Source organism: Streptosporangium sp. NPDC003464, assembly GCF_053588315.1.
The window spans coordinates 1-24,721 of record NZ_JBSFPS010000007.1 but is presented as its reverse complement, the minus strand read 5'-3'; the positions used below and the strand labels follow the sequence as shown (position 1 = coordinate 24,721).

19 protein-coding genes are annotated in these 24,721 nt (G+C 74.2%); 12 read left to right on the top strand and 7 right to left on the bottom strand.

The window, feature by feature from the left end:
* Window positions 1-33: 33 nt before the first annotated feature.
* The 3 genes from ACWDS7_RS02915 to ACWDS7_RS02905 form a co-directional block, all read right to left on the bottom strand.
* Complete coding sequence (locus ACWDS7_RS02915) at window positions 34-3,492, bottom strand: DUF4153 domain-containing protein (protein WP_451927838.1); 3,459 nt, start codon at window positions 3,490-3,492, stop codon at window positions 34-36.
* 45 nt (window positions 3,493-3,537) lie between these two features.
* Window positions 3,538-4,224 (bottom strand): response regulator transcription factor, encoded by a 687-nt coding sequence (locus ACWDS7_RS02910; protein WP_306858713.1) that lies wholly within the window; start codon window positions 4,222-4,224, stop codon window positions 3,538-3,540.
* A 132-nt stretch (window positions 4,225-4,356) separates the two neighbouring features.
* Window positions 4,357-5,298: a GNAT family N-acetyltransferase gene (locus tag ACWDS7_RS02905; RefSeq protein ID WP_451927837.1), complete on the bottom strand. Its 942-nt coding sequence runs from the start codon at window positions 5,296-5,298 to the stop codon at window positions 4,357-4,359.
* Window positions 5,299-5,478: 180 nt separating this feature from the next.
* On the opposite strand from ACWDS7_RS02905, the gene ACWDS7_RS02900 reads away from it, so the two are divergent.
* The 6 genes from ACWDS7_RS02900 (at window position 5,479) to ACWDS7_RS02875 (ending at window position 13,376) form a co-directional block, all read left to right on the top strand.
* Window positions 5,479-6,327, top strand: a complete 849-nt coding sequence (locus tag ACWDS7_RS02900) for an arylamine N-acetyltransferase family protein (protein ID WP_451927836.1) — start codon at window positions 5,479-5,481, stop codon at window positions 6,325-6,327.
* A 164-nt stretch (window positions 6,328-6,491) separates the two neighbouring features.
* On the top strand, window positions 6,492-8,081 hold the full coding sequence (locus tag ACWDS7_RS02895) for a serine/threonine-protein kinase (protein ID WP_451927835.1): 1,590 nt from the start codon (window positions 6,492-6,494) through the stop codon (window positions 8,079-8,081).
* On the top strand, window positions 8,078-9,877 hold the full coding sequence (locus ACWDS7_RS02890) for a hypothetical protein (RefSeq protein ID WP_451927834.1): 1,800 nt from the start codon (window positions 8,078-8,080) through the stop codon (window positions 9,875-9,877). Before ACWDS7_RS02895 ends, ACWDS7_RS02890 begins: the two co-directional genes overlap by 4 nt.
* Window positions 9,870-11,372: a serine/threonine-protein kinase gene (locus ACWDS7_RS02885; protein ID WP_451927833.1), complete on the top strand. Its 1,503-nt coding sequence runs from the start codon at window positions 9,870-9,872 to the stop codon at window positions 11,370-11,372. Before ACWDS7_RS02890 ends, ACWDS7_RS02885 begins: the two co-directional genes overlap by 8 nt.
* Window positions 11,373-11,396: 24 nt before the next feature.
* The gene (locus ACWDS7_RS02880; RefSeq protein ID WP_451927832.1) at window positions 11,397-12,719 is read left to right on the top strand and encodes a hypothetical protein; all 1,323 of its coding nucleotides are present in this window, start codon (window positions 11,397-11,399) and stop codon (window positions 12,717-12,719) included.
* A gap of 174 nt (window positions 12,720-12,893) precedes the next feature.
* Window positions 12,894-13,376, top strand: coding sequence for an SRPBCC family protein (locus ACWDS7_RS02875; RefSeq protein ID WP_451927831.1), 483 nt, complete (start codon window positions 12,894-12,896; stop codon window positions 13,374-13,376).
* On the opposite strand, the gene ACWDS7_RS02870 is transcribed toward ACWDS7_RS02875, so the two are convergent.
* Window positions 13,334-16,387 carry a BTAD domain-containing putative transcriptional regulator gene (locus ACWDS7_RS02870; protein ID WP_451927830.1) on the bottom strand — a complete coding sequence of 1,018 codons (3,054 nt, stop codon included), beginning with the start codon at window positions 16,385-16,387 and terminating at the stop codon, window positions 13,334-13,336. The genes ACWDS7_RS02875 and ACWDS7_RS02870 overlap by 43 nt on opposite strands.
* Before the next feature lie 76 nt (window positions 16,388-16,463).
* Window positions 16,464-17,384, bottom strand: coding sequence for a winged helix-turn-helix transcriptional regulator (locus tag ACWDS7_RS02865; protein WP_451927829.1), 921 nt, complete (start codon window positions 17,382-17,384; stop codon window positions 16,464-16,466).
* 154 nt (window positions 17,385-17,538) lie between these two features.
* On the opposite strand from ACWDS7_RS02865, the gene ACWDS7_RS02860 reads away from it, so the two are divergent.
* Window positions 17,539-18,306, top strand: a complete 768-nt coding sequence (locus tag ACWDS7_RS02860) for a carotenoid oxygenase family protein (protein ID WP_451927828.1) — start codon at window positions 17,539-17,541, stop codon at window positions 18,304-18,306.
* 107 nt (window positions 18,307-18,413) lie between these two features.
* On the top strand, window positions 18,414-18,605 hold the full coding sequence (locus ACWDS7_RS02855; RefSeq protein ID WP_306858732.1) for a hypothetical protein: 192 nt from the start codon (window positions 18,414-18,416) through the stop codon (window positions 18,603-18,605).
* 54 nt (window positions 18,606-18,659) lie between these two features.
* On the opposite strand, the gene ACWDS7_RS02850 is transcribed toward ACWDS7_RS02855, so the two are convergent.
* Window positions 18,660-18,977: a DUF3817 domain-containing protein gene (locus ACWDS7_RS02850; RefSeq protein ID WP_306858734.1), complete on the bottom strand. Its 318-nt coding sequence runs from the start codon at window positions 18,975-18,977 to the stop codon at window positions 18,660-18,662.
* 43 nt (window positions 18,978-19,020) lie between these two features.
* Window positions 19,021-19,797, bottom strand: a complete 777-nt coding sequence (locus ACWDS7_RS02845) for an SURF1 family protein (protein ID WP_451927827.1) — start codon at window positions 19,795-19,797, stop codon at window positions 19,021-19,023.
* A gap of 176 nt (window positions 19,798-19,973) precedes the next feature.
* Here ACWDS7_RS02845 and ACWDS7_RS02840 point away from each other — a divergent pair, with 176 nt between their 5' ends.
* The 4 genes from ACWDS7_RS02840 (at window position 19,974) to ACWDS7_RS02825 (ending at window position 24,694) form a co-directional block, all read left to right on the top strand.
* Window positions 19,974-20,141, top strand: coding sequence for a hypothetical protein (locus ACWDS7_RS02840; RefSeq protein WP_306858737.1), 168 nt, complete (start codon window positions 19,974-19,976; stop codon window positions 20,139-20,141).
* A 241-nt stretch (window positions 20,142-20,382) separates the two neighbouring features.
* The gene (locus ACWDS7_RS02835; RefSeq protein ID WP_451927826.1) at window positions 20,383-21,840 is read left to right on the top strand and encodes a flavin-containing monooxygenase; all 1,458 of its coding nucleotides are present in this window, start codon (window positions 20,383-20,385) and stop codon (window positions 21,838-21,840) included.
* A 104-nt stretch (window positions 21,841-21,944) separates the two neighbouring features.
* Window positions 21,945-23,192: an anion permease gene (locus tag ACWDS7_RS02830; RefSeq protein WP_451927825.1), complete on the top strand. Its 1,248-nt coding sequence runs from the start codon at window positions 21,945-21,947 to the stop codon at window positions 23,190-23,192.
* Between the two features lie 260 nt (window positions 23,193-23,452).
* Window positions 23,453-24,694 carry a phosphotransferase family protein gene (locus ACWDS7_RS02825; protein ID WP_451927824.1) on the top strand — a complete coding sequence of 414 codons (1,242 nt, stop codon included), beginning with the start codon at window positions 23,453-23,455 and terminating at the stop codon, window positions 24,692-24,694.
* Window positions 24,695-24,721: the final 27 nt, after the last annotated feature.

Below are 24,721 nucleotides of genomic sequence, written 5' to 3'. Positions count from 1 at the left end.
CGGCTCCCGCCCGCCGGCGGGAGCCGTACCGCCTCAGTCCTGGTAGGGGATGTCCAGCCGGGAGAGCGTCCGGGGGCAGGTGACGTCCGTGCGCACCGGCCGCCGGCCGAGCAGCTCCCGCGCCTGCTGCCGGGCGAGGTTCCAGCCGTTCCAGGGATCGGGTGCGGACAGGCCGTTGTCCCGGACCACCTCCCGCAGCACGCAACTGCGGGCCGGCTCGGGCAGCCGGTCCAGCGCCGGTACGGCCTCCGCGCCGAGACCGCCCAGGTAGTCCTGGTCGATCCGGTCCACGCCCCGGACGGCGAGCTGGGTCTCGGCGACCCGCAGGTCCGGGTTCCAGACCGCGAACGCCAGCAGCGCCACCCCGGTCATCGCGACCAGGGTCCTGGGCAGCCACCCGGCGCCCCCGCGCCGCGTCAGCCGTACCGCACCGCTGATCAGGATCAGCGCGAAGACCGCGCCCAGCCACCAGATGGCGGCCCCCACCGAGGCCCGCAGCCGCGAGAACCCGTACGCCTCGACGTACAGGCCCAGCCGGTGCAGCGCGGAGACCAGGATCACCATGGTCAGCGCGCAGAGCACGCCGAGCAGCCCCGCCATCAGCCACCGGTCGCGCCCCGCGAGCCCGAGCGCCCCCGCGGCGACCGCCACGATCGCCAGCACGGACACGCTGACCACGACGAGCTGGAAGAACCCTGAGCGGGCGTACTCGGCGTAGGTCAGCCCGGTGGCGGACACCACCCAGCGGGAGCTGCCGAACAGCACCGTCAGCTGCATCGCCACGAACACCGCGAACAGCAGGTTCAGCGCGGCCAGCGGGGTCACCCAGAGGCCACGGCTCACCTTCAGTCGCAGGCCCGGAGCCTGCGGCCGCGCCGCCGGGCGCAGGCCCACCAGTGCCGCCGAGGCGGCCAGGACCCCGAACACCGCGAACAGCAGGATCCGCAGCGGCACCGAGTCCGCCCAGCCCCGCGCCGCGAACACCCGCTCGACGGCCGCGGCGAAGACCGCGTCCGCCGAGGCGAACAGCGCCCCGAACACCACCACCAGCACCACGCTCAGGCCGATCCCGACGAGCACGGGCACCACCCGCCTGCGCAGCGCCGTCCCCCGCACCGACTTCATCGGCGCGGCCAGGAACCAGGGCGCGGGCAGCAGCCCCAGCACGACCGAGACACCGCCCCTGGCCACCGCGAGCCAGCCGGCCCCGGCCCCCGACAGGGCGAGCGCGGCCAGCAGGAACCCCGCCAGCAGGAGCAGCCCGACGAGCCAGTCCGCGTCCCTGAACACCGCCACCGCGACCAGCCCGTAGGCGAGCACCCCCAGCCCCGCCGACCACGGGGTCACCCTCTGGCGCACGGCCGGCAGCAGCGCCGCCCCCATGACGACGGCGACGAGCACGAACCCCAGCCCCATGGCGCTGTAGGGCAGCGCGACCGCCGCGACGAGCCCGACCCCGGCGCACACCGGCAGCAGCCAGCGGGGAGTGGGCGGCAGCTCCGGCCTCGGGAAGATCGGCGGTGCCACGTAACCTCCGGGCGGGCCGCCTCCGTGAGGATGGGGCCCGGCCCCCGTCACCGGCCCGGCACCCGGCCCCGCGCCGCCCGGCCCCGGTACGGCGGGGCGCCCCACGGCGGGCGGCTGCGCCGAGGGGAGATGGGCGGGCGGCCCGTAGGCGTTCCAAGCCTCGCCCGAGACCGTGGTGGCGCCGATGACCGTGCCGATGAACCCGCCGACCACTGTGACGCCGACGCCCGCCAGCGCGCCCAGCACGGGCACCATGAGCCCGACGGCGATCCCCACGACCCCGCCGCAGAGAAGGCCGACGAGCCCGCCGAGGAGGACGCCGGCGACCGCCCCGCCCCAGTTGCGCACCGGAACCTGCCCGGCGGCCCGCGGGACGGGACGCACGGGGACGCCCGCGTGCCCGGGCCCGGGGCCGCCCGGGGCGGACGGCACGGGCCTGACCGCCCCGGGGGCGGGAGACGGGAAGGTCCCGGGCGTGGAAGGCACGAGGGACCCGGCCCCGGGAGCCCCGAGGGACCCGGGGACGGCGGCCGGAGGAGGCTCAGGCACGGGAGACACGGGAGCCCCGGAGGCGGAGGACCCGGGAGACTCAAGGGACTCGGATGCGGCGGCCGGCGAGAGCTCGGGCGCGGACCCCGGGAGGCCGGAGGCGGAGGACCCAGGAGACCCGGACACGGAAGAGGGAGACCCGAGGGACCCTGAAGTGGCGGCCGGCGGGAGCGCGGACGCGGACGCCGGGAGACCCGAGGCGGTAAACACCGGAGACCCGGGCACGGAGGACCCGGGAGACCCGAGGGACCCGGAGGCAGCGACCGGCGAAAGCTCTGACGCTGACACGGACGCCGGGGGACCGGAGACGGAAGACACCAGAGACCCGGACGCGGAAGACCCGAGGGGCTCGGAGGCGGCGGCCGGCGGGAGCTCGGACGCGGACGCCGGGAGGCCGGAGGCGGGGGACGCGGGCCGGAGGGCCGTCGTGACCCTTCCGGGAAGGTCTACCGCGACGCGGCAGCCGGCGCCGTCCTCGACGCGGATGGAGCCGTCGTGGAGCTCGACGATCTCCCTGGCGATGGCCAGCCCGAGACCGGCACCGCCACCGTCGGCGGCACGGCCGGCGTCCAGGCGGGAGAAGCGCTCGAACGCCCGGGCCCGGTCCTCGGCCGGGATCCCGGGGCCCTGGTCGGTCACGCGCAGCCGTACCCCGGTCCCCTCGGCGGCGGCCGACAGCACCACGGCCCCGCCGTCGGGGCTGTGCCGTACCGCGTTGTCCAGCAGGTTCGCCAGCACCTGGGCCAGCAGGTCGGAGTCGGCCCGGACGCTCAGCCCCTCGGGCACCTCGCAACGGGCCGTGACCCCGCCGCCGGCCAGCACGGCCTCGCGCAGCGCCTGGCCGCACAGCGGCGCGAGCTCGACGTCCTCAAGCTCGATCAGCCGGGCGCCCGACTCCAGCCGGGACAGGTCCAGGAGCTGGGCCACCAGCCGGCCGAGCCGTTCCGTCTGGGCCAGCGCCGTCTCCAGCGTCGCCTGGTCGGGTGCCGAGACGCCGTCCACCACGTTCTCCAGCACCGCGCGGAGTGCGGTTATCGGCGTGCGGAGCTCGTGGCTGACGTTGGCCACCAGCTCGCGCCGCTGCCGGTCCACCTCTCCCAGGTCGGCCGCCATCGCGTTGAAGGCCCGGGCGAGCTCGCCGACCTCGTCCCGGGAGGTGGCGCTGACCCGTAGGCCGTAGCGTCCCTTGGCGATGGTCTGCGCGGCGGCGGCCATCTCGCGCAGCGGCCTGGTCATCCCCCTGGCCAGCAGCTGCACCATGATCAGGGCCAGCACCACGGCCACCGCGACCCGCACGTCACGCGAGTAGCCGGCGTTGATGCCGACCTCGTTGACGACGAACGCCGCCGCCACGGCCAGCACGATCACCATGCCGAGCTTGGCCTTGATCCGGCCCAGGAAGTCGAGAGGTCTCAATGGTCGTCACATCCCTGTGTTGGAGTGGCGGGGACGCAGGCCGGCTCAGCGGCGGACGAGGGCGTATCCGACCCCGTGGACGGTCCGGACGACGCCCGGCCCCAGTTTGCGGCGCAGGGCGCGCACATGACTGTCGACCGTGCGGGTCGCGGCGGCCTCGGAGAACCCCCAGATGTCGGCCAGCAGCCGCTCCCGCTCGAACACCTGGCCCGGCCGTTCGGCGAGGCGGCAGAGCAGGTCGAACTCGGTCCGGGTGAGCTGGGCCTCGGCGCCCCGCACGTAGACCCGGCGCTCGGCGGTGTCGATCTCCACGTCGCCGGCGCGGATGACCGGGTCCGCCACGGCGAGCTGGGAGGCCCGCTCCACCCGGCGCAGCAGCGCGTGCACCCGGGCGACCAGCTCGCGCATGCTGAACGGCTTGGTCATGTAGTCGTCGGCCCCGACCCCGAGCCCCACGAGCAGGTCGGTCTCCTCCCCCAGCGCGGTGAGCATGAGCACCGGCACCGGCCGGGCGGCCTGCATCCGCCGGCAGACCTCCAGCCCGTCGAGGCCGGGCAGCAGCCGGTCGAGCACCACCACGTCGGGCGCGGACCCCGCGTAGGCGGCGAGCGCCTCCTGGCCGTCGCCGACGACCTGGACGTCGAAGCCCTCGGCGGCCAGCCGGTGCCGTACGGCCCGCGCGATCGTCTCGTCGTCCTCCACCACGAGGACACGTCGTTGAGGGAGTGTCATGCCGGGCAGCGTAGACCGGTCCTGTGCAGGCGGCCTGTGGTGAATTGTGAAGGTTCTGCGCACGTACCCGTCCGGAACCGCGGCGCGTGCCCGCGGGTGCGGGGCCTCCGCGCGCGCGGAGGCCCCGCCGGGTCAGATCATGATCATCCGACGGCTGACGACCTGGTAGCCGATCCGGGCGAACGAGGCCGCCATGGGCGCGTTGCCCACGTCGGTGGAGTCCCTCACCTCGGGCTCGCCCTCGGCGGTGAAGATGTGCAGCGTCTCGGCCACCATGTCGTCGGCGTAGCCGTGACCTCGGTGGGCGGGGTCCACCCCGATGTAGCCGATCGTCGCGAACTTGGAGTTCCGGGTGGGCATCACGATGCCGACCAGATCACCGGAGGCGTCGTGGGCCAGCCGCCACCGGTGGCGTCCGCCGGGGAACCCCGCGACGTCGACCAGGGTCGCCTCCGCGGTCGCCCGCACCCCCTTCTCGGCGAGGTTCCGCCGGTCCCAGGCGTCCAGGCTGCCCTCGGCGATCTTGGCCAGCAGGTCCACCACGGTCCCGTCGTCCTCGGCCGGGGTGAAGGTGAGCCGGGTCGACCTGGGCGGCAGGCCGTAGTCGGGGATCCAGCGCAGGTTGAGCCGCTCGACGGAGTGGCGCAGCCCGGCCCGCTCGGCCGCCTCGACCCGGTCGGCGACGTCGGCGACGGCGTCCGGCCGCTCACGCCAGTCGACCGGCAGGAACAGGTGGAAGTCGGGCCGCTCGCCGGAGGGGGCGGAGTATTCCGGGGTGACCAGCTCGGCGTAGGCGGCCCGTAGCAGGGCGGCGCCCACCTCGATCCGGTCGGGCCCGGTGCCCGGGTCGAACCAGTCGAGGCTGAAGGGGTGCTCGGAGCCCGGCGGGCCCCAGAACGCGGCCCGGGCGACCACCTCGTCGCCGCGCAGCGCCACCCAGAGCCAGTCCGGCCGGTAGCCGAGCTCGTCGAAGGGGATGCCGCGCGCGCCGACGCCGGAGGCCGGCAACGGACCGTAGCTGTGGAACAGGTCGTACTCGCCCGCGCCGAGCGGGCGGAAGAACAGGTCAGACACGTCAGAACTCCAGAAAGCGTGCGCTCTCCGGCTCTCAGGCGGCTTGTCGCCCGAGGCGGGAGCGCGTGACCAGGGTGGTGGACATCTGCTCCTCACCTCCTTTTGGTGCTCGAAGGGACGGTCAGCGTACCGACGGTCCACCCGGATATCAATCAGATAATCAGCCGTTATGGTGGCGAAGTGACCGACGTGACGGCGTACCTCCGCAGGATCGGGGCCAAGGTCGACGGCCCTCCGAGCGTGGAGTCCCTGCACCTGCTGCACCGGGCGCATGTGGAGCGCGTGCCGTACGAATGCCTGGAGATCTGGCTGGGCCGCCCCACGACAGTGGACCCCGTGGAGTCGGCCGCGCGGATCATCGGCGGGCGCGGCGGCTACTGCTTCCACCTCAACGGCGCCTTCTCCCTGCTCCTCGATGCGCTCGGCTACCAGGTGACCCGCCACTTCGGCGGGCCCCAGCACACCGCCGGGGACCCGGCGGGCGCCGACGGCGGCCACCTCTCCCTCACGGTCTCCGGCCTGCCCTCCGAGGACAACCCCGGCGGCCGGTGGATGGTCGACCAGGGACTCGGCGACGGGTTCCACGACCCGCTCCCGCTCGTCGAGGGCGTCTACCGGCAGGGCCCGTTCACCTACGGCGTGCGCCCCTCGCAGGCCGAGCCCGGCGGCTGGCGGTTCGACCACGACCCGCGCGGCACCTTCTTCGGCCTGGACTTCCGCGCCGAGCGGGCCGAGATGCAGGCGTTCGCGGCGACGCACGAGCGTCTGTCCACCTCGCCCGAGTCCGGCTTCGTGCGCGTGGCCACGGTCCAGCGACGTGACGCGGGCGGCGTCGACATCCTGCGGGGCCTGGTCCTCACCCGGCTCGGCGACCGCGAGCACACCATGACCGTGGAGACCGAGCGCGACTACTTCGAACTGCTGGCCGACGTCTTCGGCATGCCGCTGGACGACGTCACCCCCGCCGAGCGCGCCAAGCTCTGGCGGCGCCTGTGGAGCGCCCACGAGCGGTGGAGCGTCCGGCGCTGACCGCCGGTGGAGCGCCCGGTGCCGGCCGTCCGGCGCGGCCGGGCGCGTCCCGTCGGACTATGAAAACAGAAGCCAGGGGCCGATGATCGGGCGATGATCGTCATTCATTGGTCCATAGAGCACTAAGTGGCTATGTTTCTGTCCGCGATGGGACATCGAACGGGGTGAGCAGGATCGACACTCGAGTGTTAGCGGGCCGCTACCGGCTGCTCAATCCCCTCGCCGAGGGCGGCATGGGCACCGTCTGGCTGGCCGCCGACGAAGTGCTCGGCCGCGACGTGGCGGTCAAGGAGGTACGGCTCCCGCCGGATCTCGACCCCGCCCGGCGGGAGGAGTCCTGCGCCGCGGCGCTCCGCGAGGCGAACCTGGCCGCCCGGCTCAAGCATCCGTCGATCGTGACCGTCCACGACGTGATCGTCGAGCAGGAGCGGCCCTGGCTCGTCATGGAGCTGCTGTCGGGCGCCTCCCTGGAGCAGACGGTCCGCGAGAGGCAGCCGCTGCCGGCGCACCAGGCGGCCCGCGTCGGCGTGGGCATCCTCAGCGCGCTCGCCGCGGCGCACGCCGCCGGGGTGGTGCACCGGGATGTCAAACCCGGCAACGTCTTCCTCACCCGGAGCGGCCGGGCCGTCCTCACCGACTTCGGCATCGCCGTGGTCGAGGGCGAGGCGACGGCCGACCCCACCAGCCGCCTGGTCGGCTCGCCCAACTACATCGCCCCGGAGCGCCTGCGCGGCGAGCGCGGCGGTCCCGCCTCCGACCTGTGGTCCCTGGGCGCCACGCTCTACTTCGCCGTCGAGGGGGTGCCGCCGCACCCGGCCGACACGCCCATCTCGGCGATCAGCCGGGTGCTCACCGAGCCGGCCAGGGCGCCGGAGCGGGCGGGCGCGCTGGGCCCGCTGCTGATGCTCATGCTCGCCCCCCGGCCCGAGGAGCGGCCGTCCTTCGACGCCGTCGCCCAGGCCCTGCGGGAGCTCGCGCTCGGCCGCCAGGCGCCCGTGCTCCCCCTCCCGTCCCACCCGTCCTCCGCGCTCCCCCTCCCGTCCGGCCCCGGACCGGCCGTCCCCCTCCCTCAGGCGCCCGCCCCGCGCAGGGGACGCACGGCCCTGTGGGCGGCCGTCGAGGTGGCGGCGGTGGCGGCGGTCATCGGGGCCGCCATGGGCGTGACCCACCTGACCGCCGGCCCCGCGGCCCCGGGCCCGCCGGCGCGGCTCAGCGAGCGGCCGGGCGTCTTCGCCACCCCGGTGGACCTGTGCGAGCTGGTCCCGGCGGCCCGGGTCAAGGAGCTCCTGCCGGCCCTGAAGACCGAGGGAGAGCCGACCAACCAGGGCGGCTGCCAGTGGACGACCTCCGGGATCGGTCTGGAGGTGTATCCGGTGGGCGGCGGCAAGCAGTGGGGCAAGAGCCCGCGCCAGGCCCACGAGCTCTTCGTCAACCAGCGCAACGGCACCCTGCCCAACGGGGAGACCGCCTGGAGCTGGTCGGGCATCCAGGCCGGGACCCGGTCGGCCCGGGCCACCGGCCCGCTGGAGGTCAAGCCGGTCGGGGACGAGGCGTTCGGCTACGACCTCTACGAGAACCGCAAGACCGGCAGGCTTGAGAAGAGCCACACGGTGCTCCGCGTCGACAACCTCGTCGTCGACGTCAGCTACACCGTGGTGGACGGCAGCAAGGACGGCCCCGCGATCCAGGCCGGCACCCACACCGCCGCCACCTGGATCGCGAACGCGCTGAACAAGCAGAAAGCGACCCGATGAACCACCCAGACGTCCCTCGATCGCAGGGCAGGCACGCCAGCGCGCCCGCCGCCGGTCCGGCCCCCGCCGGCGCACCGAGCCCGGCGGTGCTGGAACAGGCCTCGCTGGAGCAGGTGATCGGGCGGCTCGGGCCGATGACGCCGCAGCAGGCCGCCACCGTCGGTCTGGCCGTGCTGGACCAGCTCGTGGCCGTGCACACCCGGGGGCTGCTCCACGGCGACGTACGGCCCGGTTCGGTGCTGCTCGGCCCGCACGACCAGATCATCCTGAGCGCGCCGACCTTCCGGTCCCCGACCTTCACCGCCCCCGAGGGCGTGACGGGCCCGGCCGCCGACCTGTGGTCGCTCGGTGCCACCCTCTACACCGCCGTCGAGGGCCGCCAGCCGTCCCCCGGCGGATCCCTCGACAACGCGGGCCCGCTCGCCTCGATCCTGTTCCAGCTGCTCTCCGGCGACCCGGCCCAGCGGCCTGAGCCCGGGACCCTGCGCAACATCCTGCTCGGCGTCTCCCAGAACCGCGGTGAGGCCCCCACCCCGCTGCCCCCCGCCCCGGGGGGCACGCCGGCCGCCCCGGTGGACCCGCCGGTCCCGGCGGACCTGCTGGGCCCGTCGCCGGTCTCCGCCGGCGCGCCGTCCCCCTCGGGCCCGCCGGCCTCCGCAGGCGCGCCGTTCCCCGTGGACGTGCTGGCCGCCCCCGCGGACCTGCTGGGCCCGTCACCGATCTCCGCCCCCGCGGACCTGCTGGGCCCGTCGCCGGTCTCCGCCGGCGCACCGTCTCCCCCGGACGCGCTGTCCCCCTCGGCCGTCCTGCCGGGCCCTCCGGACGTGCTGTCCCCCTCGGGCACCCTGTCGAACCCCCCGGACGCGCCGTCCGGCCCCGCGGACGCGCGGCCCGGCGTCTCGACACCCGCCGAGCCGCCCCCCTTCGACTCGGCGGACACCATGCCGCCCCGGCCCGCCTCCGATCCGTCGGCCATCCCTCCCGTCCCGGACCCCCGGCAGGCGCCCCCCGGCGCCCCCGCCTCGCGGGAGCTCGTCCCCGCCTCCGCCTCCGCCTCCGCCGGGCCGCGCGACGCGCTCGCCGCCGCCCCGGCGCCGGGCGAACCCACGGACCCGGCCGGACGCTCCAGGCAGCGGGCCGGGGTGCTCGTGCCCCGCCCGATCGTGGCGCTGACCGGTGTCCTGGTCGTCGGCATGGCGGCGACCATCGGCTTCCTGCTGGTCTCGCCGCCCGGCGGCTCCGGCGGGGACGGCCCCACCGCCGAGCCCGTCGCCGCGGGCAAGGGCCTGTTCGCCGCCGCTCCCCGCGCCTGCAGCCTGCTCGACGACCAGCAGGCGAATGAGGTTGTGCCGGGCTTCCGGAGCTCGGAGGTCGAGCCCGCCGCGTGCGACTGGCTCAACCAGCACGACTGGCGCAAGCCCGGCCCGGAGAAGTTCGACCTGCGCGTACGGCTGGTCGCCCAGAAGGCGGACGCCTCCGGGGTCCAGCGGGCCAAGGAGTATCTGGCCGGCAAGAGGACCGACTCCGTAGAGAGGGGCAAGTTCGCGACGCCGAAGCCCGCGCCGCCCCAGACCCTGAAGGGGATCGGCGAGGAGGCGTTCAGCACGGCCGGCTACAGCTCGATCAACCTCTACGGCGGCTCCTACAAGGTGACCGTGGTCTTCCGGACCGGCAACCTGATCGCCCAGGTCGACTACGAGCGGGGCGGCGTCAAGGACGACCGGGACGGAAAGATCGCGGAGGGGGCCCAGAAGGTCGCCCGCTGGCTCACCCAGTCCCTGAAGACCGATGGCTGAGCTGCCGCTGCCCGTGCTCGCGGGCCGTTACCGGGCGCTGCAGCGGCTCGGCGCGGGCGGGATGGGCGTGGTCTGGCGCGCCCAGGACGAGCTGCTCCACCGCGAGGTGGCGATCAAGGAGGTCAAGCTCGACCCGAGCCTCCCCGAGGCGCAGCGGGCCGAGTTGCGGGAGCGCACCCTCCGCGAGGCCCGCGCCGCCGCCCGGCTGGGCCATCCGTCCATCGTGGCCGTGCACGACGTCATCGCCCAGGACGGCCGCCCGTGGATCGTGATGGACCTGATCCGGGGCCGCTCCCTGGCCCAGGCGATCCGTGAGGACGGGCCGCTCCCGCCGCCGCGGGTGGCCGCGATCGGCCTGGCCGTGCTCGACGCGCTGGCCCTGGCGCACAGCCGGGGCATCATGCACCGCGACGTGAAACCAGCCAACATCATGCTCGCCCACGACGGCGGGGTGCTGCTGACCGACTTCGGCATCGCCACGCTGGAGGGCGACGTCCAGCTCACCTCTCCGGACGCGCTGGTCGGCTCCCCCGGATACATGGCCCCGGAGCGGCTGCGCGGCACCGGTGACGGCCCGGCCGCCGACCTGTGGTCCCTGGGCGCCGCCCTCTACACCGCCGTCGAAGGGCGCAGCCCCTTCCAGCGCGGCGTGCCGGTCGCCACCCTCGGCGCGGTGCTCACCGAGCAGACCCCGATCCCCTCGCGGGCGGACGGCCTGACCCCCGTCCTGCTGGCGGTGCTGGCCAAGGACCCCCGGGAGCGTCCCGGAGAGGCCGTTCTCCGCGCGGCGCTGCACCGGGTCGCCCAGGGGCTGCCCGCCGGGCCGCTCTCCCCGCAGACCCCGCCGGAGCCGGCGGCGCCGTCCCGGCCCCGCCGTACCGGGTGGCTCGTCGGGGCGGGGGTGGCCGCGGCGGCGGCCGCGGCCGCGGTGGTGCTCGTGACGGTCTCGGGAGGCCAGGCGGCGCCCGGCGCCTCTCCCACCGCGCCCGACCCCCGGGCCGGGCGCTTCACCGCCGCCCCGGAACCCTGCACCCTGCTGACCGGGGCCCAGAGCCGGGCCGTGGTGCCGGGCGCGACGCCCATGGACATGCCGGCCCAACAGGATCGGGAGGCGTACTGCGTCTGGGACAGCCCGGCCGGCGGGCGCCAGATCCGCGTCTCCCTCACCCACCAGGCGCCCGTGCCGGGCCGGAGCGCCCCCGACGCGGCCCACGAGTTCTTCGCCGCCGAACGGACGAGGACCAGGGCGGATGCGGGCACCGGCCCCATCGGGTCGGTCAGCCCGCTCAGGAACGTCGGCCGGGTCGGGGCGGAGGCGTTCTCCTACGACGTCACCGCCCTGGACCGGGTCCACGCCGTCGTCCGCTTCCGGGTGAGCAACCTGCTGATCGAGGCCAACGTGTCGGAGAAGGGCAGGCGCGCCGGCACGGAGCTGCGCAGGCACGCCCTCCACGTCGCGCGCCAGGTCGCCGAGGAGTTGAACAGCCGTGACTGAGACGTCCGCGCCGGAGCCGCGGTCATGACCGATCCGAACCTGCTCGCCGGGCGCTACCGGCTGCTGGAGCGCCGCGACCGCGCGGGCACCACCTGGCGCTCCCGTGACGAGCTGCTCAACCGCGACGTCACGATCGCCGAGGTACGGCTCCCGCCTCCCGGCCCCCACCGCGACTGGCTCCTCGGCCAGATCCGCGCCGCCGCCGACCTCCGGCACCCGGGCGTCGCCACCCTCCACGACGTGATCTCCGCCCCCGACCGGATGTGGCTGGTCCTGGAGTCGGTCGAGGGCCGTTCGCTGCTCCAGACTGTCCGCTCCGAAGGGCCGCTGCCGGCCGAGCGCGCGGCCGAGGTCGGTCTGCGCGTGCTGGACACGCTGACCGCCGCCCACGAGCGCGGCATCCACCTCGCCGCCACCCCCGAGACCGTGCTGCTCACCCCTGACGGGCGGACCGTGCTGACCGGCGTGGCGGCCCCCGTGCCCACCGGCGACCTGCGCGACCTGCGTGACCTGGGCGCCACCCTGTTCACGGCCATCGAGGGGCGGGCCCCGGACACCGGTTCCCAGACCGTCCCCCGCATGCCGGACGGGATGCCGGTGGCCGCCCCCGCCGCCGTACCGACCGGTTCCGGCCCGCTGGCCCCGCTGGTGGAGGGCCTGCTGTCGGCCGACCCCGCCCACCGGCCCGACGCCACCTCCGTCCGCATGTCCCTGGAGAACCTCGCCCCCGGGCCCAGGAGGTCACGCCGCGGGCCCGTCCTCGTCGCGGCCGCCGTCGCGTGCGTGCTCGCGCTCGCCGGCGGAGCGGTGGTGTGGAGCATGTCGGGCACTCCGGCACCGGCTCCGACGGTCCGCCCGGCGCCCTACGTGGACCCCGGCCCCTTCGCCAGGACGCCCCGGCTGGACAGGCTGTTCACCGCGGAGCAGATGGCGCGGCTGGAGGTGGCCGACCCCAGCGAATGGGGGGACGGCAGCATGTGGGGGACCGCCGACTCCTCCGCCCCCTCGTCCCTGCAGCGCCAGCTCTCCGTCACCGCGAAGCTGTATCCGGCGGCGGCCGAGGCCACCCGGGCGTTCGCGGGCCGCTTCGCCGCCGGCACCCGCACCGCGGGCACCAAGGACGGGCGCACCCAGACCCCGCCCCGCAAGGTCGAGGGGCTGGGGAACGAGGCGTTCGCCGGCGAGGTCACCAACTACGGCTACGGCGCGACCGTGGTCGTCCGCGTCAACAATCTGATCATCGACATCCAGTACCAGCGGCTGTCGGGCGAGCCGCAGGAGGAGATCAGGCAGGGCGCCCGCACCGCGGCCGGCTGGGCGGTCGGGGCGCTCACCCGCAAGGGCTGAGCACGGCGCGGCCGCCGGCGACCGGCGGGGCGGGAGGCGTCGGGACACCGCCGGGCCGGCCGGTTCCGGGCCCGCGCGCCGGCCCTTAAGCGGAGCGGAAGGGGATCGTAAGGGGCCTCCGGCACCGTGGATCCCGTCGGAAGCGATCCGCGAAGCCCTGAGGGAGAAGACCAGATGGAGACCGCCGAGTACGAGATCGTCCGTGACTTCACGGCGCGGCGCGAGCAGGTGTACGCCGCCTGGACCCAGCCGGAGCGCTTCGCCCGCTGGTTCGGCCCGCGCGTCTTCACCACCCCGGCCGACCGGGTCGTGCTGGACGTCCGCCCGGCCGGCGCCTGGCAGGCCACGCTGGTCGGCGAGGAGGGCTTCGAGGTCACGCTGCGGGGCGTCTACCGCGAGGTCGCCGGGCCGGGCCGGCTGGTCTTCACCACCGGCGACCCCGACGACCCCGGCGACGGGCCCGCCTCGGTGGCGACCCTCACGCTGGAGGAGCACGAGCACGGCACGACGATGCGTTTCCACCAGTTCGGGGTCAACACCGACGCCGAGCACGCCGAGCAGGCCAGGGCGGGCTGGCTGGAGTTCTTCGACCGCCTGGCCGAGCACCTGGCGGTTCAGGCCACGTCGTCGAAGGTCAGCTCGGAGCCGCGCGCGTAGGCGGCGGCGAACTCCTCCTCCCCGAGCGCGTCCATCGCCCCGGCGGTGATCCGCCGCACCTCGTCCTCCTCCGAGCGGGAGGCCGGGGTCCGGTGCGCCCGCCTGGCCGAGGCGGCCAGGCCGAGCAGCCGGGCGCACTCCTCGGGCGCCGAGGCGGCCGCCAGGCCCTCGACGGCGAACGCCGTCGTGCGGGGATCGCCGACCCTCCTCGCGGCGGCGAACGCCTCCAGGAACAGTTCGCGCGCGCCCTCGGCGTCGCCCCGCAGCTCATGGACGAAGCCCAGCTCGGCCAGGGCCGAGGGCAGGAACAGCGGGGGCTCGCCGTCGCGCGGGACGCCGTCGAGCAGGTGGCCCAGACGCGTCTCGGCCACCTCCAGCAGGCCGGCCCGGCGGGCGGAGTAGCCGTACCCCATCTCGGCGAAGATCTGCCCCTCCCGGTAGCCCTGCCCGGTGGCCAGGCGCAGCGCCCGCCCGCAGTGCTCCATGGCCCGCCCGTAGTCGCCGGTGTTCATCGCGATCCAGCCCAGCCACGACAGCCGCCGCACGGCCTCGGGCCACAGCCCGAGCTCCTCGGCCGTCCGCAGACCCTCGGCGAACAGCGCGCTCGCCCGCTCGTAGTCGCCGCGGATCTCGGCCAGCCCGCCGAGCCACTCGGTGGCCTGCAACCGGCCCCACTGGTCGCCCAGCTCCCGGAACATCTCGGCGCTCCGGCCGCCGTCGCGCTCCAGGGCCTCGAGGTCACGTCGGGTGAAGGCGTCGCGGGCGTGCCGGCTCAGGGCCACCGCCGTGCCCCAGCGGTCGCCGACCTCGGAGAAGGTCGCGAGCGCGCTGTCGACCAGCGCCTGTGAGGACGCCGGGTCGGCCGCGCACAGCCCGACGAACAGCTCCGCCCTGGCCCGCTCGCCCGGCTCGGCCAAGCGCAGGGCCGGCTCCCAGTCGACGTCCTGGCCCAGCGACAGGGCGAACCCCGCGTGCCAGGCCCGCGCCCTCGCCCGGTCGGCGGTGGGCCCGTCGGGTCCGAGGGCCAGCGCGGACTCCAGCGAGCGCAGCCCCTCGCCGAGCCGGCCGCGGAGGAACCAGTACCACGCCAGGGAGTTCACCAGCCGCAGGGCGTCGGCCGCCGGGGCGGCGTCGAGGGCGGCCCGCAGGTTCGCGGCCTCGGCGTCCAGCCGCCGCATCCAGCGCACCTGCTCGGGCCCCCGGAGGCACGGCTCCGCCCGTACGGCCAGCGCCGCGTAGTAGTCGACGTGCGCCTGCCGTACCCGCCCGGTCTCCCCCGCGTCCTCCAGCCGGTTCAGGCAGTAGGCCGCCACCGACTCCAGGAGCCGGTACCGCACCCCCGACGGCCCGTCCACGACCGCCACCAGCGACCGGTCGACCAGCTGCGCCAGCACGTCGAGCACGTCGACGCCGGCCTCGGCGCACACCGCCTCGGCCGCCTCCAGCGTGCAGCCGTCGGCGTGCACGGCCAGGCGGCGCAGCACGATCCGCTCGGGGTCGGTGAGCAGCGTCCAGCTCCAGTCGATCATGGCCATCAGCGTCTGCTGGCGCGCCGGAGCCCCGCGCTGGAAGCCCGCCAGCAGCCGGAACCTGTCGTCCAGCCTGGCCACGAGCTCCTGGACCCCCAGGGCCCTGACCCTGGTGGCGGCCAGCTCCAGCGCCAGCGGGATGCCGTCCAGCCTGCGACAGAGCTGCGCGACCGCCTCGGCGTTGCGGGCGTCGAGCGCGAACCCGCGGGCCGAAGCGGTCGCCCGTGCCACGAACAGCCGCACGGAGTCGGCCCTGGCCACGGTGCGCAGCTCCGACCCTTCGGGCAGCTCCAGCGCGGGCACGCTCCACAGCGCCTCACCGGCCACGTTCAGCGGCTCGCGGCTGGTCGCCAGGATCCGCAGGCCCGGCGCCGAGCGCAGCAGCGCCTCGGTCAGCTCGGCGGCCTGGTCCACCACGTGCTCGCAGTTGTCGAGCACCAGGAGCATCCGCCGCCCGCGCAGCGCGTCGGCCAGCCGCGGCAGGACGCCCGCGGAGTCCTCGCGGATGTCGAGGGCGACGAGCACGGCCTCGGCCAGCGACGGCGTGTTCCGGTCGTAGGGGGCGAGCTCGACCAGCCACGCGCCGTCGGGGTGCGCGCCCGCCGCCTGCCGCGCCACCTCCAGCGCCAGGCTGGTCTTGCCGACGCCTCCCGAGCCGGTGAGAGTGACCAGCCGGCCCGCCTCCAGCAGGGCGCGCACCTCGGCCACCGCCTCGCCGCGCCCGATCAACTCGCCGACCGGGGCGGGCACGTTCGTCACCGGCCGCTCGGTCCTGCCGCTCAGTGCGGGGTCCTGCCGCAGGATCCGCGCCTGCAGCTCGGCCAGCTCGGGCGACGGGTCGAGCCCCAGCTCGGCGGCGAGCCGCTCGCGCAGCTCGCCGTAGCTGGCCAGGGCCTCGCTCTGCCGTCCCGCCCGGTACAGCGCCCGGATGTGTACGGCGCGCAGCCGCTCTCTCAGCGGGTGCGCGGCCACGAGTTCGGCCACCTCGACCGGTTCGCCGGCGGCCAGCCTGGCCTCCGCGTGCTCCTCGACGGCGGCCAGCCGGGCCTCCTCCAGGCGCGCGATCACCGGCTGCAGGAACTCGGCGTCGGCGAAATCCGCGTACGCGGCCCCGCGCCACAGCGCCAGCGCCTCGGCCGGCTCCCCCTCCTCCACCAGCCGCGCGAAGCGGCCGGCGTCCACCGCGTCGGGGCCGGCCCGCAGCGCGTAGCCGGGAGCGCGCGAGACCACCAGGTCCTTCCCGCCCGGCTCGGCATCCTCCAGCGCGCGGCGCAGCTGCGAGACCCGCACCTGCAGGGCCGCCGCCGGGTTGGCGGGCGGTCCGTCGCCCCACAGGTCGTCGACCAGCCGGTCGGCGGACACCACCCGTCCTTCGTGGGCGAGCAGATCGGCGAGCAGCGCGCGGACCTTCAGGCCGGGGACCGTCACGACCTCCCCCGCGTCGGTCCAGGCCGTCACCGGTCCCAGCACTCCAAAACGCATAAAGGCGACCCTAAGGGCATGAGCGGGATGTCAGGAGCGGGCTCCGGCACGGCGGACCCATGGCCGCCGCCTCGGTTCAGAGGTCCATGACGGAGCGGACCTCGCGGCGCCGGAGCGCCCGGCCGCAGGCCGCGCAGAGCAGGACCGGGTCGAGGGCGGCGCCGCAGGGAGCGTGGGTGATGGCCAGGGCCGAGCCCTCGGGGGCGGGGAACTCGCGCTGGGCCCAGTCGACCAGGAAGGCGAAGACCTCGAAGAAGGCCAGGCCCTTGTCGGTGAGCCGGTAGGAGCCGTCGGGCCGCGGGTCGAGGACTCCGAGCTCGACGAAGCGGCGCAGCCGGTCGGTGAGGACCGAGGGCGCGAGGCCGAGGCCGGACTGGAAGTCGACGAAGCGGCGGGTGCCGAGGAGGGCGGCGGCCAGGATCGCGGTGCTCCAGCGGTCTCCGAGGATCTCCATCGAGTCCGGGCAGTAGCCGATCAGGTCGGGTGCGGCGCCGGGGCGGACCGTGCGCCGGTGCCGGCGGGGCGGGCCGATCCGGGAGAAGGTGGTCAGCGGGCCGGGTTCGGTGCGGGTGTCGCGGGCGCTCATCGGCCGCAGGCACGCGCCGCACCCGAGGTACGGCTCGGCGGCGTGGCCGCACAGCTCGTGCCGGAGCGGCGGCAGCCGCCTGCGGTCCGCCCAGTCCCGTTCCCAGGAGTGGATGGCCACCAGCAGCGCCCACAGGGCCAGGCCCCGCTCCGTCAGCCGGTATTCGTGGCGCGTCCGCCCGTCCCGGTAGGCCGCCAGCTCGAAGATGCCGTGACCGACCAGCTCCTTGAGCCTGCCGGCGAGCACCGATTCGGAGATCCCCAGCGCGTCGCGCCATCCGGCGAAGGTCCGGATCCGCAGCAGGAACGCCCGCTGCAGGATGAGCAGCACCCAGCGGTCTCCCAGGATCGCCAGAGCCTGTCCGATCGCACTGAGCTCAGCTCGCGCCGTCTTCCGCTCAGCGCCGCTCACGATCCATCCTCCGCTGCCCACTCGGATCCGCCGGCGAAGCATGCCGGACCGACCAACTCGATCTTGTGTTAGACAGTTTGGCCCACTCCATGACGGAATGACCCGGGCGGAACGGCCGTTGATGGGCTGACTTCTCCTATCGAAGCTTCCGGACATGGCCGAGCCTGTGGTGATCATCGATGAGTCCGGGGAGCCGAATCCATACCTTCGGGGGGTATACACCCCGGCCCGGGAGGAGATCACGGCCGAGAACCTCAAGGTCATCGGAGAGATCCCGAAGGATCTCAACGGCGCCTACCTGCGTAACGGGCCGAACGCGCGCTTCCCCATGAAGGGGCGCTACCACTGGTTCGACGGCGACGGCATGGTGCACGCCGTGCACTTCGAGGACGGCAGGGCCCGATACCGCAACCGCTACGTGCGGACCAGGGCGTTCGAGGCGGAGCCGGCCGCCGGGAGGTCGCTGTGGACCGGCGTCATGGAGAACCCCAAGGGCAACCCGGCCGGCAACACCCGCGGGCTCAACCTCAAGGACTCGGCCAACACCGATCTGGTCTTCCACCGGGGGAGGGTCCTCGCGACCTGGTACCTGTGCGGCGCGCCGTACGGCCTGGTCCGCTACGACAACGTGACCGGCGCCAAGGAGACCTACCACTACGGCGAGCACCGCTACGGCAGCGAGGCCCCGTTCACCCCGCGCGAGGGCTCCACCGCCGAGGACGACGGCCATCTGGTCAGCTTCGTCACCGACGAGCGCGAGGGCACCTCCGAGGTGCAGGTCCTGCACGCCGCCGACCTGGCCGCCGGGCCGCTCGCCCGGATCGTCCTGCCCCGGCGCGTGCCGCTCGGCTTCCACGCCACCTGGGTGCGCACGGACCAGTTGAGGGGCGGTGCCGCGACACCCCCGTCCCCGGTCGGATAATCACGATATATCTCGGATGGAACCATGGCGGCGGGCCCACACGTTGGACGGACGACGCAGAATGACACCAGGCGGGGCGCCGGCTCCGCGTTCGGAGGATGTTGACGATGTCGCCCGTCCAGAAATACGCGATCGGTGCCGGGATAGCCGTGGTCGTGGCCTGGCTGATCCTGCCCGGCTGGCTGACCCTGCTGGTCCTCCTGGGCGTCGTCGCCGCCCCGGTCGTGGGATACATGATGCTCGACCCGTCCCAGCGCGAGCGGCTCAAGCGGGCCCGCAGGCGCGGCCTGGGCCGCTGACCCGGCGGGAGCCCGCCCGGCCCGGAGCCCGCCGGGCGGGCTCCGGGCCGACGATCAGGCGGGGGCGGCCGCGAGCTCGGCCTCCACGCGCCGGGTGACCTTGCGCTCGAACACGAACGACAGCAGCGGCACGGTGCCCGCCAGCATCACGCCCACGACATACGGCCACGACCAGCGGGCCTTCATGCCGAGGTTCATCGCGGCCACCAGATAGAGCATGTAGAGGAAGCCGTGGATCGGAGAGACGACCTTCGACGGGCCCTCGATGTCGAAGCCGTATCTGAGCACGATGCACGTGACCAGGACAAGCAGCATCACGCCGACGACGTACGCCAGGATGCGGAAGGGCTTGAGGGCGGATTCCACGGTCATCTACCTCGGTCTTGGGGTTCGGACACTGAAACGATATGCGGCCTCAGGCGGCGGCCGGTTCGGGGCCGGGCTCCTGCTCCTGCTCCTGCTCCTGCCCCTGCTCCGCCGTACGGCCGCGCAGGATGTCGCGGACGAAGTGCCACCACATGAACACCGCGAACAGGCCGAAGATCCACCACTGGGCGGCGTAGGCGAGGTTGCGCCAGGTGAGGCCGCCGGCCTCGGTCGGCGGGGAGACGCTCACCGGCTTGGCCGCGACGGTCGGGGGCGGGGACTGCGTGGCGGCCACCACGAACCCGTCGCGCAGCTTCGCGCCCTGCCACAGGTTGACCAGCTCGGCCGACGAGACGGTCAGCACCTGCCCCTGCGGCAGCCGGCGGGTGCGGCGCTGCACGCTGTCGGTGGCCTCCGAGGGCTGCAGCCGCCCGGTGACGGTCACCCTGCCCTCGGGTACGGCGGCCGCCGGATCGTCGGCCCGGGGCACCCAGCCGCGCACGACGGGGATCGAGGTGCCGTCGCCGAGGTCGAGCGGGGCGAGCAGCCACAGCCCGCCGTCCCGTTCGGCCACCAGGAGCTGCCTGGACCGGTCGTAGGTCCCCTCCGCCGTCACCCGGCGGCTGACCGCCTCACTCGTCATGTGCCTGCCGGGCTGGGTGAGGGTGCCGACCGCCACCGGGGCGGGGTCCCGCGTCGCGTGGGGCTTGCCGGAGTCCTCGAAGACGCCGAGCTGCCAGCGGCCGAGCAGCCCGCACACGACAAGCGCTCCGATCGCGAGCAGGTGGAGCGCCAGCACGCGAGGAGAGAACAGGATCCGGAGCATGACACCACGCTATCCGCCCCGGTCGGCGGTCCTGTCCCCAGTACCGCGCCTCACCCGCGCCACAGGTCCCAGGCGTCTCGTGCCCCGCGCGGGGAACAGGCCGACGTGCTGTGGGCCCTCCGCGAAAGTGGCACAAATCGACGCCAGGGAGCACTGCGTATCGCTAAAGTCGTCCCATGTCTGAACCCCAGATCGACCCGGCCGGCAACACCCAGCAGTTCCGCGCGTTCGCCCAGCGGAGCGAGCCCGAGGCCGCGCCCCAGAAGCGGTCGCTGGCCGTGCCGGTCGCCGTGGCGGTCGCCGTGCTGGTGATCGCCGCCATAGCCGCATACCTGATCCTCTAAGGACCGGACGACCGACAGCGCCGACGGCACCGCCCTCGGCGCTTTTCGCGTTCCCTGGGAATGTCTCATACCGACCGGTCGGTGTGAGGCGGCTCACCCGCGCGGGGTGTGGACGGCGTGACGATCCGCCGATTACATTAGACAGCGAGTCCAATAAACGGAACGCCCTCGCCACCGGCCGGGCCGCACGTCAGGAGGCTCCACGCCCATGCGCCGTCAGGAGACTCAGCAGGGAGACCGTATGAGCACGCACCCCGGGATAACGATCATCGGTTCCGGCTTCGCCGGGCTGGGCATGGCGATCAAGCTGAAGGAAACCGGCTACCACGACTTCGTGATCCTGGAGAAGGCGGCCGACATCGGCGGCACCTGGCGGGACAACACCTACCCCGGCTGCGCCTGCGACGTCCCCTCGCACATGTACTCCTTCTCCTTCGAGCTCAACCCCAACTGGTCGCGCATGTTCTCCCCGCAGACCGAGATCCGGGACTACATGCGGGCCTGCGTCGCCAAGTACGGCCTGGCGCCGCACCTCCGGTCCGGCAAGGAGGTCGTCGGGCTGGAGTACGACGACGGCGCCAACCACTGGCAGGTCAGCACCGGCGACGGCGAGACCTTCACCACCAACGCGGTGGTCTCGGGGATCGGCGCGCTGCACGTGCCCTCGCTCCCGGAGATCCCGGGCCGCGAGAGCTTCCGGGGCCCCTCCTTCCACTCGGCCGAGTGGGACCACTCGGTGGACCTGACCGGCAAGCGGGTCGCGGTGATCGGCACCGGCGCCTCGGCCGTCCAGTTCGTGCCGCAGATCGCCGGGCAGGTCTCCCGGCTCCACCTGTTCCAGCGGACGCCCCCGTGGATCCAGCCCAAACCCGACTTCCCCATCTCGCCCCGGATGAAGAGGGCGCTCGCCCTGCCCGGCGCCGCGCGGGCGCTGCGCAACTCGATCTACTGGGCGCTGGAGACCCGCGCGCTCGGCTTCACCGTCGACCCGCGCCTGATGAAGGCGCACCGGACGATGGCCCTGCGCCACCTGGCCAGGCAGGTCCCCGATCCGGGGCTGCGGGCCAAGCTGACCCCCGACTACACGATCGGCTGCAAGCGCATCCTCATCTCCAACGACTACTATCCCGCCCTGAGCAGGGAGAACGTCGAAGTGATCACCGATGGCGCGGCCGAGATCCGGGAGAACTCGATCATCGACTCCACCGGCCGGGAGATCGAGGTGGACGTGATCGTCTACGGCACCGGATTCAAGGTCACCGACGCGCTGAACGAGCAGCGGATCATCGGCAGGGCGGGCCGGAAGATCCAGGAAGCCTGGCAGGACGGCATCGAGGCCTACTACGGGATCACCACCGCCGGGTTCCCGAACCTGTTCTTCCTGCTCGGCCCCAACACCGGCCTGGGCCACAACTCGGTCGTCTTCATGATCGAATCCCAGGTCCGCTACGTGATCGACTGCCTGCGCCTGCTGTCGAGGAGCGGCGCCAGGGCCCTGGACGTCCGGCCCGAGGTCCAGCGCGAGTTCAACGACCGCCTCCAGAACCGCCTGCACGAGCTGGTCTGGAACGAGGGCGGCTGCAAGAGCTGGTACCTGGACGAGCACGGCGTGAACCGGACGGTCTGGCCGGGCTTCACCTTCGAATACTGGGCGCGCACCCGGAAGGTCAGGCCCGCGGCCTACGAGCTGATCCACTGAACCGCCCACGGGCCTGTCAGGTTCACCCGCGCCGTCACCAGGGGTTCTGAATTTTTTACGGAAGGGATGGATTATCGATCGCCGGAGGCGATCAGGGGCACGTTATGGATGTGGGCCCGTTGCTGCTGGCCGTCGTGGTCACGACGGCGCTGGTCTTCGCCTTCACCAACGGCTTCCACGACACCGCCAACGCGATGGCGACGTCCATCGCGACCAGGGCACTGCGGCCGCACCTGGCCGTCACGCTGTCGGCCGTACTGAACTTCGTGGGGGCCCTGCTGTCGCTGAAGGTGGCGGCGACGATCGCCGAGCGGATCGTGTCCAGTGACGCGATCACGATGACGGTCGTCTTCGCCGGCCTGGCGGGCGGGCTGGTGTGGAACCTGGTGACCTGGTATCTCGGTCTGCCGTCGAGCTCCTCCCATGCCCTCATCGGCGGGGTGGTGGGGGCGACGCTCGTCTCGGCGGGCTCCTCCGCGGTCCACGGCGCCGGGATCGTCTCGGAGATCCTCGTCCCGGCGGTCCTCTTACCGCTGGCGGCCATACTCACGGCGGCCGTCGGCACCTACCTCGTCCACCGGACCGCCAGGAAGGTACCGCCGCGTATCCGCAGCCAGGGGTTCCGGATCGGGCAGGTCGGCTCGGCGTCACTGGTGTCGCTGGCCCACGGCACCAACGACGCCCAGAAGACCATGGGCGTCATCATGCTTGCGCTGCTCGCCGACGGCGCGATCGGCGACGGCGCGACCGTGCCGACATGGGTGATCTTGAGCAGCGCGACCGCGATGGCCCTGGGGACCTACGTCGGCGGGTGGCGGATCATCCGGACCGTGGGCAAGGGGCTGACCGACATCAACAGCCCGCAGGGGTTCGCCGCCGAGGCGTCCTCGGCCGCGATGATCCTCGCCGCGTCGAACTTCGGGTTCCCGCTGTCGACCACCCACGTGTGCTGCGGCTCGATCCTGGGTTCGGGGGTGGGCCGGCGGGTCGCCAGGGTCCGGTGGGGTACGGCGGCCCGGATAGCCGCGGTCTGGCTGCTCACCCTGCCGGTGTCCGCCCTGGTGGGGGCGGTCGCCTGGAAAGGGGCCGAGGCCATCGGGGGTTTCCCGGGCGTCGCGGTGATGTTCCTGGTGGTGATGGCCTTCGCCCTGGAGATCTACGTGGCCGCGGACATACGGCCGGTCAACGCCTCCAACGTCAACGCCACCTGGACCGAAGACGGGACGCCCCCGGCCTGCCTCAAGGAGCCCACACCGGACGAGCGGGCGCAGGAGTGGGCGGAGCGGCGGGCCCAGGCGGAGAAGCAGGCGGCCGCCGAGGAGGAGGCGGTGCGGAAGGAGCCGACCAGCTGAACGGCCCGGGCACGCCCGGAGAACCGCCCACCACCTCGGCCGGCAGACCGTACGGCCGGCCGTACGGCTGGCCCCCGGAGAACCGTTCGCCCCCCACCACCCCGGCCAGCAGACCGGCCTGACGGATCAGGTCGCCGGCCGTACGGCCGGTACCCCGGAGGACCGCCCACCACTCCGCCCGCAGATCGGACGGCGGGCCGTACGGCCGGCCCCCCGGAAAACCGTTCGCCCCCCGCCACCCCGGCCAGCAGACTGACCTGATGGATCAGATGGCGGGCCGTACGGTCAGTGCGCTGGTGACCGTGGACGGCCGGCGGCTCGGGGCCGTCGGCCCGTTCCCGGTGGACACTCCCTGGTGGGCCGATGTCGGGCCGGTCGTCTCGCACCTGGAGCCGGCGCTCGGCGTGCCGGTGGCGGTGCTGCGCCTGCTCACCGTCGACGGCGGCGAGGGGGCCCGGGACGGGCACGTGACCTACCATGTCGAGGCGCTGCGGCCTCCCGTCCGCGAGCTGCCGTCCCCCTGGCCCGCCGGCTCCGGCGACCTGGTGGGCCCGGCCGCCCGGCGGGCCGACTGGGCCACCGCCTCGGGCGTGCGGGAGGCGCTGGAGTGGGCGGACTCCGCGCTCCGCGCCTCGGGCCGGCCGCCGAGCGGGCCGGCCGGACAGGTGAAGACGTGGAACCTGTCCGGGCTGTTCCGGATCCCGACCGCGCGGGGCCCGGTCTGGCTCAAGACCACTCCCGGGTTCGCGGCCTGCGAGGCGAGCGTCATCGGGGCGTTCGCCCGGGTGGCCCCGGAGTCCGTGCCGGCCGTGGTGGCCGCGGATCCGGTGCGCCACAGGGTGCTGCTGGACCACGTCCCCGGTGTGGACTGCTGGGACGCCCCCGATGACGTCGTCCGCGACGCGGTGGACCGGCTGGTCGCCGCGCAGGCGGCGATCGCGGAACGGGTGGAGGGCGTCCCGGCCGGGCTGCCCGACCGTACGCCACGTGTCCTGGCCGGCATGGTCGACGAGCTGCTCGACGGCGCGGCGGCCGCGGAGCTGAGCCCCGGCGAGCTGTCCTCGGCCCGGCGGCTGGCCGGACGGCTGCCGGCGCTGATCGCCTCGCTGGAGGCGTGCGGCCTGCCGCACACGGTGGTGCACGGCGACTTCCATCCCGGCAACGTGAGATCCGACGGGCGGCGCACGGTCATGGTGGACTTCGCCGACAGCCATTTCGGGCACCCCGTCCTGGACGGCCTGCGGATGCGCGACTTCACCCCCGACGGAGAGCGGGCGGCGCGGGTGGCCCGCTTCTGGGCCGAGGCATGGTCGGCCCGCGTCCCCGGCTCCGACCCGGTCCGCGCGCTCGCCCTCGCCGGTCCGCTCGCGCACCTGTCGTACGCCGTGCGGTACCAGGAGTTTCTCGACAACATCGAGTCCAGCGAACGGCCCTATCACGCGGGCGATCCCGCCCAGGAGATCCGCGCCGCCCTGGAGTGCGCCTGCCCGGCCGGCCTCTGACGTGCCCGCGGCGGGCCGGTCCGGCCC

Bases quoted from the DNA above. Each gene is read 5' to 3' on its own strand.
- ACWDS7_RS02910 (WP_306858713.1), bottom strand. From the start codon at position 4,224: ATGACACTCCCTCAACGACGTGTCCTCGTGGTGGAGGACGACGAGACG.
- ACWDS7_RS02890 (WP_451927834.1), top strand. From the start codon at position 8,078: ATGAACCACCCAGACGTCCCTCGATCGCAGGGCAGGCACGCCAGCGCG.
- ACWDS7_RS02885 (WP_451927833.1), top strand. From the start codon at position 9,870: ATGGCTGAGCTGCCGCTGCCCGTGCTCGCGGGCCGTTACCGGGCGCTG.
- ACWDS7_RS02880 (WP_451927832.1), top strand. From the start codon at position 11,397: ATGACCGATCCGAACCTGCTCGCCGGGCGCTACCGGCTGCTGGAGCGC.
- ACWDS7_RS02875 (WP_451927831.1), top strand. From the start codon at position 12,894: ATGGAGACCGCCGAGTACGAGATCGTCCGTGACTTCACGGCGCGGCGC.
- ACWDS7_RS02870 (WP_451927830.1), bottom strand. From the start codon at position 16,387: ATGCGTTTTGGAGTGCTGGGACCGGTGACGGCCTGGACCGACGCGGGG.
- ACWDS7_RS02860 (WP_451927828.1), top strand. From the start codon at position 17,539: ATGGCCGAGCCTGTGGTGATCATCGATGAGTCCGGGGAGCCGAATCCA.
- ACWDS7_RS02855 (WP_306858732.1), top strand. From the start codon at position 18,414: ATGTCGCCCGTCCAGAAATACGCGATCGGTGCCGGGATAGCCGTGGTC.
- ACWDS7_RS02850 (WP_306858734.1), bottom strand. From the start codon at position 18,977: ATGACCGTGGAATCCGCCCTCAAGCCCTTCCGCATCCTGGCGTACGTC.
- ACWDS7_RS02845 (WP_451927827.1), bottom strand. From the start codon at position 19,797: ATGCTCCGGATCCTGTTCTCTCCTCGCGTGCTGGCGCTCCACCTGCTC.
- ACWDS7_RS02840 (WP_306858737.1), top strand. From the start codon at position 19,974: ATGTCTGAACCCCAGATCGACCCGGCCGGCAACACCCAGCAGTTCCGC.
- ACWDS7_RS02835 (WP_451927826.1), top strand. From the start codon at position 20,383: ATGAGCACGCACCCCGGGATAACGATCATCGGTTCCGGCTTCGCCGGG.
- ACWDS7_RS02830 (WP_451927825.1), top strand. From the start codon at position 21,945: ATGGATGTGGGCCCGTTGCTGCTGGCCGTCGTGGTCACGACGGCGCTG.
- ACWDS7_RS02825 (WP_451927824.1), top strand. From the start codon at position 23,453: ATGGATCAGATGGCGGGCCGTACGGTCAGTGCGCTGGTGACCGTGGAC.